At 60.9% G+C, this 9,247-nt stretch carries 6 protein-coding genes, 1 tRNA gene and 1 other RNA gene; 6 read left to right on the top strand and 2 right to left on the bottom strand.

Annotated features, from left to right (window positions below; genetic code table 11):
• Window positions 1–589: 589 nt before the first annotated feature.
• Complete coding sequence (locus tag ACTNBB_RS07690; RefSeq protein ID WP_427719860.1) at window positions 590–1,141, bottom strand: LemA family protein; 552 nt, start codon at window positions 1,139–1,141, stop codon at window positions 590–592.
• A 211-nt stretch (window positions 1,142–1,352) separates the two neighbouring features.
• Here ACTNBB_RS07690 and ACTNBB_RS07685 point away from each other — a divergent pair, with 211 nt between their 5' ends.
• On the top strand, window positions 1,353–1,937 hold the full coding sequence (locus ACTNBB_RS07685; RefSeq protein ID WP_427747789.1) for a TetR/AcrR family transcriptional regulator: 585 nt from the start codon (window positions 1,353–1,355) through the stop codon (window positions 1,935–1,937).
• A gap of 2 nt (window positions 1,938–1,939) precedes the next feature.
• Here ACTNBB_RS07685 and ACTNBB_RS07680 read toward each other — a convergent pair.
• Window positions 1,940–2,029, bottom strand: a tRNA-Ser gene (locus tag ACTNBB_RS07680).
• 51 nt (window positions 2,030–2,080) lie between these two features.
• Between ACTNBB_RS07680 and tadA the strand changes: the two genes are divergently transcribed.
• The 5 genes from tadA to bilS all read left to right on the top strand — a co-directional run bounded on the left by tadA (window position 2,081) and on the right by bilS (window position 8,882).
• Entirely contained in the window at window positions 2,081–3,862 is a 1,782-nt protein-coding gene (gene tadA, locus ACTNBB_RS07675) for a tRNA adenosine(34) deaminase TadA (protein ID WP_441057563.1), read from the top strand.
• Between the two features lie 176 nt (window positions 3,863–4,038).
• Window positions 4,039–4,134, top strand: an RNA gene (gene ffs, locus ACTNBB_RS07670) — signal recognition particle sRNA small type.
• Between the two features lie 341 nt (window positions 4,135–4,475).
• A complete protein-coding gene (locus ACTNBB_RS07665) occupies window positions 4,476–6,359 on the top strand; it encodes an ABC transporter ATP-binding protein (RefSeq protein WP_441057565.1) in 1,884 nt (627 codons plus the stop codon).
• Entirely contained in the window at window positions 6,360–8,219 is a 1,860-nt protein-coding gene (locus tag ACTNBB_RS07660; protein WP_441057568.1) for an ABC transporter ATP-binding protein, read from the top strand.
• A gap of 111 nt (window positions 8,220–8,330) precedes the next feature.
• Window positions 8,331–8,882, top strand: coding sequence for a flavodoxin family protein BilS (bilS, locus tag ACTNBB_RS07655; RefSeq protein WP_154517851.1), 552 nt, complete (start codon window positions 8,331–8,333; stop codon window positions 8,880–8,882).
• The last annotated feature ends 365 nt before the right edge of the window (window positions 8,883–9,247 follow it).

Raw genomic sequence — 9,247 nt, 5'->3', positions numbered from 1 at the left:
TCGAAGAGCCCGATCGCCGCCTTCCTGGCCTCGATGTCGTGCTTCACCCTCAAGTCGACACGCATAAAAAGCCTCCCATTTCTCATGTCCAAGAAATGGGAGGCAGTTCAACGTGCGGCGGGGGTTCTTTCGTCCTGCGGAGTGCGCCTGGGTGTGGGCTCCATAAGGAGCTTGGCCCTAGTGACCCCGCGCAGTTCTGTAGGAAAACCGCGCACCAGGAAGAGGTGCGTGCGCGGTTTTCCGGTTGCCGCTCGCCTGGGGTGGGACGGGGCGTACATTTTTGGGAGTTTTCAGCAGCCGGGTGCGCATGCATACGGGATTTTGGGCGAAAGTCAGGCGCCGTGAGCCGCATCCTGTAGAAAATGAGTGATCCCTGAGGTGTTGAGGGCTCAGAATCAGGGTTTTCAACGCGGTTTTGTGGGCCCGTTCCTGTTCCTTTGGGCTCCAGGATGCTGAAAACTCCAAAATTTGCACGCCGCCCTCTGGGGTACCTGTGGGCAAAAAGCAACCGCCCCGTCGAAGTATGCATTCGACGGGGCGGTTTATGCGGTTTATGCATATACCCGATTAAGGATACGCTGCGGATCTGTTAGAACTTGACGGTCGGTGCCTGGCGGGCAGCTTCGGCGGCCTCGAAGCCCTGGCGCTCCTTAAACTGGAAGATGCCGGCAAAGATAACGGCCGGGAACGTCTGGATGGCGTTGTTGTAGCTGAGCACGCAGTCGTTGTAGCTCTGGCGCGCGTAGCTCACCTTGTTCTCGGTGTCCTCGAGCGTAGCCTGGAGCTGCATAAAGTTGGTGTTCGCCTTAAGGTCGGGGTAGGCCTCGGCCACGGCAAAGAGCTGGCGCAGTGCACCGGTCAGCACGTTGTCGGCTTCCATTTTGGCCTCGGGGGTGGTGGCGCTTACGGCGGTGTTGCGCGCGTTGATCACGGCGGCGAGCGTGTCCTGCTCGTGCTTGGCGTAGCCCTTGACGGTCTCGACCAGGTTGGGGATCAGGTCGTTGCGGCGCTGCAGCTGCGTGTCAATGTTCTGCCAGGCGTTATCGATACGATTGCGCTTGGTAACCATGTTGTTGTAGATGCCAGCGATGGCGCAGACGATCACAACGACAACAACGATACCGATGATGACGGGAAGCATGATGTCTCCGTTTCGAATGGCAGCGGCGTTTTGCGCCGGCCGTTGTTGGTATAACGTATCTAGTATACCCGCAACCTTTGGCGGTGCCGAACTTTCCGGTAAGCGTTTTGTTTCAACCAGGGAGGGGGCGCCAATATCGAACGGTTGGTACAGGTGTAAGATATGCGACAAATTACGGAATGCTGTCTACGCCTTGAGGATGGCGATACGGATGGACCTTCGCATCAAGAAAACCTATCGTGCCCTGTTCGACGCCTTTACCGAGCTTTTGGAAGAGCATCGGTTTGAGGATTTGACGGTTGCCATGCTTTGCGACCGGGCCCTGATTCGCCGCACGACGTTCTATAAGCATTTTCGCGATAAAAACGATTATTTTGCCTTCTATATCGATGAGCTTATGACGGGCTTGCCGCAAAACCAGACCGACGCAGCGGACGCGGAGCCACTTGTGGATGTACAGGCGCTTCGCCATGAGGTCTTTGACGATGCCATGAATATGGTACTGGCGCATGAGCAGCTCATGGATAACCTTTTGGCGAGCAGCATGTCGGGCATGCTGACCGGCATGATTTGCGACCGCATCGCGCATTCCATCCGTGAGCGCGTGATGAGCTCGCTTGCCGAAGACGCCCTGGCGCCCGTTTCGCTCGAGACGACATCGGAATTTATCGCCGGTGGCATTATTCGAGTGTTCACAAATTGGTGGGAATCGGGCCACGATCTTGAGCGTCGACCCGAGATGGCCGACGTGGTCGATGCGCTGTTTGAGCGCACCATGACGCCGGTGAATCACTAAGGTGGCGGAGAGAGGGGGATTCGAACCCCCGGAACGCTCTCGCGCTCAACGGTTTTCAAGACCGCCGCATTCAACCGCTCTGCCATCTCTCCGTGAGTCGTAATGATAGCATCGTTTTGAATTTGCAACAGGGAAGGCGAACGATGACGATCACCGAAATCGACGAGAAGTTCATGCGCGAGGCGCTGGCGGAGGCGCGCGCCGCTGCGACAGTGGGCGAGGTGCCGATTGGTGCTGTGGTGGTGCGTGCGGGCGAGATTGTCGCGAGGGCGCATAATCGCCGTGAGCTCGACCAGGACCCTTCGGCACATGCCGAGTTTTTGGCCCTGTGCGCCGCCGCTCAGACGCTTGGGCGTTGGCGTCTTTCCGATTGTACGGTCTACGTGACGCTCGAACCCTGCTGCATGTGTGCGGGGCTTATGGTTAACGCGCGCGTGGGGCGTTGCGTGTATGGCGCGGCCGATGCCAAGGCGGGCGCGGTGGGCTCGCTGTATGACCTCAATGCCGATTCGCGCCTGAACCATCGGTTTAATGTGACCGCCGGCGTGCTGGCAGACGAGTGTCGTGAGGTGTTGAGCGGCTATTTTAGTGGGCTGCGTGACACCGATGGTGCTGTCTGCGGTTGTGGGGCCGATCTTGAGGCGCATGCCGCTCATGCCAAGGCACTCACGTGTGCCGAAGATATTGCCGTTGAGGCGGTCGATTTTGGTGTCGCGTGCCGCCGGCCCCGCCGTGTGCTGCTGGCGATCGACTCCTTTAAGGGCAGCGTTTCGAGTGCACAGGCGGAGGCGGCCGTTGCCGAAGGCGTGTGCCAGGTGTGGCCCGATGCCGATGTGTGCACATTGCCGCTGGCAGATGGTGGCGAGGGAACGCTCGATGCCGTCGCCGCGCGCGGCGGCGAGCTTTTGACCTGCGAGGTTGCAGGGCCCTTGGGCGATCGCGTGTCTGCCCGGATGCTGGTGGACGGCGAGCACGAGTCGGCTGTAGTTGAGATGGCCGAGGCGGCGGGTATTGGGTATTCGCCCTGCACGGAATCGGCGGCGATCGCGGCTTCGACCTATGGCGTGGGCGAGCTCATGCTTCGCGCGGTCCGTGCTGGGGCAAAGACTATCTATATTGGCTTGGGCGGCAGCGCTACCAACGATGGCGGCGCCGGTATGCTGCAGGCGCTGGGCGCGCGTGTGGTCGATGATCAGGGCTGCAATATCGCCCCCGGTCTTGCGGGTCTCGAACACGTGGTGAGTATCGATTTGGCGCCAGCGCTTCGGGCGCTGAATGGCGTGCGTATCGTGGTGCTTTCCGATGTTGAGAATCCGCTCGTGGGGCGCCGAGGCGCCCTGACGGTGTTTGGCGGGCAGAAGGGTCTGCCGACGGGGGATGCCGAGGACCTGGGCAAATACGACGGATGGATGGTCGGCTACGGTCGTCTACTCGATGCGGCGATTTTCGAGATGCGAGCCCAGAAGCTTCTGCGCGCGCCCGAGGGTGCACGGTCATTTGGATCGGTGCTTGGTGTGCCCGGTGCCGGTGCTGCCGGCGGCTTGGGTGCCGCGCTGCTGGCGCTCGGTGCGGAGCTGCGCTCGGGCGTGGAGACGGTGCTCGATTTGATTGGGTTTGACGAGTGCGTGCGCGATGCCGACCTGGTCATAACGGGCGAGGGCAATATGGACGAGCAATCCGCCGCCGGTAAGGCGCCGGTGGGCGTGGCCCGTCGTGCGAAGCGATATAGCAAGCCGGTGGTCGCCGTCGTGGGCGGTCGTGCCGACAACCTGGATGCGGTGTATGGACAGGGTATCGACTTGGTTCTGCCGGTCTGCCGCAGACCCATGCCCCTTGACCAAGCGCTCGACCCCCAGGAAGCCACAACCAACCTCATCTGTGCCGGCGAGGCAGCCGCTCGAGCCTACGACCTCGGCCGTATTTAAGTTTATCCAAGCAAGTCTCAATAAGTTGCGGTGGAATAGTTCCTGTTTTTGGCCTTGGCCGTAAAACAGGAACTATTCCACCGCAACTCAAAAGTAGTCTTTTTGGCCCCGTCCCAAATTAGCTACCTTGCCCCATCGGGCAGGAGCGGGTAAGATATACCGAGCGCCAAGCGCGCTCGATGGGTTCGGATGACGACATGTTCCGAATCTGGTCAGGTCCGGAAGGAAGCAGCCATAAGGAGCCTCTGTCGGGCATCCGAATCCATCGAGCGCACGGGCGCTTTTTGGTGCCGCGATGCGGTCCCGGTGCCGGCGGGCTGTTTGGTGTCTCGCTGGTCCTCGGCTTTGCCTGCGGGATCGCTCGACTACCAAACAGCCCGCCGGCACCGGGACCACTTCGTCCAAAAATCACCCGTAGAGGGCGCATTTATCTGAAGAATTGAATCCCGTGTCTTGCGGCGCTCGCTGGCGTTCCCAAAACATCGGCTGCTACATGCCTTGGGCGCTAGTGACCGTCGCCCTTACATCTGTAACGAGTTGCTTACGCATCTCCAGGGCGCTCCGTACTATCATGAATCAGATTGAAGAGAGATGATGACAGGGAGCGCCTTCTATGATTGAGCTGCTCAGGCGTTTTGGTGGTAAGTTTCTCCGGTATATGGTGATTGGCCCTGCGTGTAAGTTGATCGAAGTGATTTTTGACCTGCTTACGCCGCTGGTGATTGCCCAGATGATCGATAAGGGTATTGGCGCACGCGATGTCAACGCCGTCGTCCACTACGGTATGGTGCTCGCCGCCATGGCTGTGATCGGCATCTCGTTTACGCTTGTTTGCCAAAAGATGGCGGCGCTCACCTCGCAGGGCATGGGCACCGACATCCGCGGCGCACTCTACCAGCACATCAATAAGCTGAGCTATGCCGAACTCGATCGCTTTGGCACGCCGTCGCTCATCACGCGCATCACCAACGATGTCAACCAGGTGCAGCTCGCCGTGGCGCTGGGCGTGCGCATGCTCATCCGCTGGCCCTTCCTGGCGGTGGGCTCCATGTGCGCGGCCCTTGCCATCGACCTTAAGCTCGGCGTGATCTTTTTGGTTTGCACGCCCGCCATCGGCTTGGTGTTTTGGTTTGTCATGGCGCGCTGCATTCCGTACTACAAGCAGCTGCAGGCAAAGCTCGACCGCATCGCGCTTGTCTGCCGCGAGGGCCTTTCGGGCGCCCGCGTGGTCCGCTCCTTTGTACGCGAAGATCACGAGCGTGAGCGCTTTGCCCAAGCCGCCGACGACCAGGCCCATACCGCCATCGCGGTAGGCAAGCTCTCGTCGATCCTTAACCCCGTAACGTTTTTGGTGATGAACCTGGGCGTGTGCGCCATCCTGTGGGTGGGCGGCATCCAGGTCAACGTGGGCGAGCTTACGCAGGGCCAGGTTATGGCGTTCGTCAACTACATGACGCAGACGCTCACCTCCATCGTGTACGTCGCCAACCTGGTCGTAGTCTTTACCAAGGCGAGCGCCAGCGCGTCGCGCATCAACGAGGTGTTCAATTGTGAGCCGAGCATCACCGACGAGGGCAACCAGCCGGTCGCGCTGCCCAAGCCGAGCGAACTGGCGGGTGGCGCTGTTCCGGTTCCCGCACTGAGCTTTGACCATGCGAGCTTTTCGTTTGGCGCGGGCGCTGCCAACGCCGTCAACGATGTGACCCTGGAGCTGCCGGCGGGCAAAACGCTCGGCATTATCGGCGGCACGGGCAGCGGCAAGTCCACACTCGTCTCGCTTATCCCACGCCTGTACGATGCGAGCACCGGCAGCGTGAGCGTGATGGGTGCCGACGTGCGAACCTGGCCGCTCGACCAGCTGCGCCGTGTGGTTGCAACCGTTCCGCAACGTGCATCGCTGGTGAGCGGCACTATCCGCAGCAACCTGACCTGGCGCGACGAGGCGGCAACCGACGAGGAGCTTTGGGCGGCGCTCGATATGGCGCAGGCCAGCGAGTTTGTGCGCAACAAGCCGCGGGGCCTCGATGCCCCGGTCGAGGCGGGCGGCAAGAACTTTAGCGGTGGCCAGCGCCAGCGCCTGACCATCGCACGTGCCTTAGTGGGCTCGCCTCAGATATTGATCATGGATGACTCCGCTTCGGCGCTCGACTTTAAGACCGACGCGGCGCTTCGTCATGCCATTCGCGAGCGCAGCGTGCGCGGTGCCGCCGAGGGCGGGCTGCCGCTGACGACCATCATCGTGAGTCAGCGCGTCTCGACCGTGCGCGACGCCGACGTGATTTGCGTACTCGACCACGGCTCGGTCGCGGGCTTGGGCACGCACGATGAGCTGTATGCAAGCTGCCAGCTCTACCGCGAGATTTGCCAGTCGCAGCTTCGCCGCGAGGAGCTCGAGGGTCAGCAGGGGAGTACGGCGCCCACGCCCGCTCCAAGCCCCGCGTCCGCCCCAGGCGCCTCGACCGCCCCCGCATCCGTCTGCGCAAAGGAGGGCTGCTAAATGAATCCCTACACTTCCTCCGGTTCGGTCGCCACGATGACGGCCAACGTGTCCGGCAACGATAACCTCAGTGACTTGGGTGACGGCCCGCGTCAGCCCGGCGATCCCGAGCGCTATCCCGTGGGCGCGGTAACTCGCCGCCTGCTGGGCTATGTTCGTCCGCACCGCATTTCGTTTGTAGCGTCGTTTGTGAGTGCCGCCGCTTCGGTGATCTTGCAGCTCTACACGCCCATCCTCGTCGGCGAGGGCATCGACCTGATCGTCGCCGCCGGGCAGGTGGACTTCGATGCGCTGCTGCCGCTTGTCACCAAGCTCGCGATTGTCGTCGTAGGTGCTGCGGCTTTCCAGTGGCTGCAGGGCTACTGCGTCAACCGCCTGTCCTACGAGACGGTGCGCGACATGCGCGTGGAGGCGAGCGACAAGCTCAGCCGCATGCCGCTCAGCTTTATCGACAGCCATGCCCACGGCGACCTTATGGGCCGCGTGGTTAACGACGTCGATCAGGTGGGCGATGGCCTGCTGCAGGGCTTTACCCAGCTTTTCACCGGCGTTATCACCATCGTGGGCACGCTCGCGTTTATGCTCTCCATCAACCTGACCATGACGCTCGTGGTGGTGCTCGTCACGCCGCTTTCCATTTTTGCAGCCGGTGCTATTGCCAAGCTCTCCAACAAAAGCTTTACGGCACAGCAGCGCATCCAAGGCCAGCTCGGTGGTCATATCGAGGAGTACGTGGGCGAGCAGAAGCTTGTCGACGCTTTTGCCTATGGCTCCAACGCGCAAGCGAGCTTCGATGCCCTCAATGCCGAGCTCTACACCGCGGGCGAGCGCGCGCAGTTTATGGGTTCGCTCTCCAACCCCGGCACGCGCTTTATCAATAACATCATCTATGCCGTGGTCGCTGTGATCGGCTGCGCGGGCGTGATCATGGGCGTGCCGGCGGCGCTTACGGTGGGCGGCGTGCAGATCTTTCTGTCCTATGCTAACCAGTACACCAAGCCGTTCAACGAGGTCACCAACGTCATTACGCAGATCCAGGCGGCGTATGCCTCGGCGCGCCGCATGTTTGCGCTGCTCGATGCGCGCGAGCAGGAGCCCGACGCGTCGGACGCTATAGAGCTTGCCGCACCGCAGGGCGAGGTCGCCTTTGAGCATGTGGACTTTAGCTACGTGTCCGACCGCAAGCTGCTGCAGGATATCTGCATCGAGGCCAAGCCCGGCATGCGCTTTGCCCTGGTCGGCCCTACGGGCTGTGGCAAGACAACGCTCATCAATTTGCTGCTGCGTTTCTATGATATCGATGCCGGCCGCATTGCGGTCGATGGCCGTTCCTCGCGTGACTACACGCGCGCAAGCCTGCGCCGTGCCTTTGGCATGGTGTTGCAGGATACGTGGCTGTTCGAGGGCACGGTGGCAGATAACATAGCCTACGGCTGTCCCGATGCCACGCGCGAGCAGGTTATCGAAGCTGCCAAGCGCGCGCATGCGCACAAGTTTATCGTGCAGCTGCCGCAGGGCTACAACACGGTGATTGGTGAGGACGGCGGCACGTTTAGCCAGGGTCAAAAACAGCTGCTGTGCATCGCGCGCGTCATGCTCACCGACCCGGCGATCTTGCTGCTGGACGAGGCGACCTCGAGCATCGATACCCGCACCGAGCTGCAGGTGCAGGCGGCATTCGACGAGCTCATGGCCGGTCGCACAAGCTTTGTGGTGGCGCACCGCCTGAGCACCATTCGCAACGCCGACTGCATTCTGGTGATGCGCGACGGCGAGATTATCGAGCGCGGCACACACGACGAGCTGCTGGCGGCAGACGGCTTCTATGCCGATCTTTACCGCAGCCAGTTTGCCCAGTAGGGGCCACCGATTAGCGGCCGGTGGTTTACATCTGTCACGTTGGTACTAAGATATTCATCTAATAAATTGCATTAGTGGCTTTAGTTTTGGGGGAAACGAGGCAACGTGACTATGACGTGCTCTTTGGTGGTTAACAGCAAGAGCGGTAATACCAGGATGGTTTCGGGCGCGATCAAGCGCGCTCTGCAGGCTGCGGGTGTTGAGTTTGTCCATGCCGCGGCGTTGAGCGACGATGCGGATGCAGATCAGGTTGCGCTCGAGGCGCAGGGCGCCTGTGCGGCCGACACGGTGCTCGTCGGTTTTTGGTGTGACAAGGGCGCGTGCACGCCTTCGGTCGCGGCGTTGCTCTCCACCTTGCACGGCAAGCGCGTCTTTTTGTTTGGCACCTGCGGTTTTGGCGCCGACCAGAGCTATTATCAGCAGATTATCGATCGCGTGACCTCCAATTTGGCCAATGATGCCGAGCTTGTAGGTTGGGCGATGTGCCAGGGCAAGATGGGCCCTGCGGTCAAGCAGCGCTACGAGGCCATGCTCGAGCAAGATCCCGACAACGCCCGCGCTAAGATGCTGCTCGACAACTGGGTTGCCGCGAAGGACCATCCGACCAAGGAAGATCTGGACAACATGGCGGCAGCCGCCAAGAAGGCCGTGCTGGGCGAGTAGGTCTATCGCTGCCGCGCGTGCGAAATAATACAGAAGCGAAAGCCTCGAAATCCTCGAGGCTTTTTCTTGACACTCGCGGGAGCAACCGTGGCAAGCGTGTGGGGCGACATTTTCCATCACCCCGATGACGAGGCCGTCCTGGAAGACACGCTCTCCTGCATCCGCTGGATGTATTGAGCGTGGGACGGGCTTTCCAGATGGGCAGGGTTTCGGAAAGTGCGTCCCGGAATCGGCGCTCAGACTGGGATACACTTTCCGCTTTACGCCTTGTCCGGAAACTGTGTCCCGGAATTAAGGCTTGGAATGGGATGCACTTTCCGGTTGAGAGCCTTAGCGGAAAGTGCGACCCGGAATTTACTCTTGAA

The sequence above is a fragment of the Collinsella sp. HCP28S3_B9 genome (genome assembly GCF_052066095.1).
Lineage (GTDB): Bacteria > Actinomycetota > Coriobacteriia > Coriobacteriales > Coriobacteriaceae > Collinsella.
The sequence above is the reverse complement of the archived record's forward strand: the minus strand, read 5'-3'. Positions and strand labels throughout refer to the sequence as shown.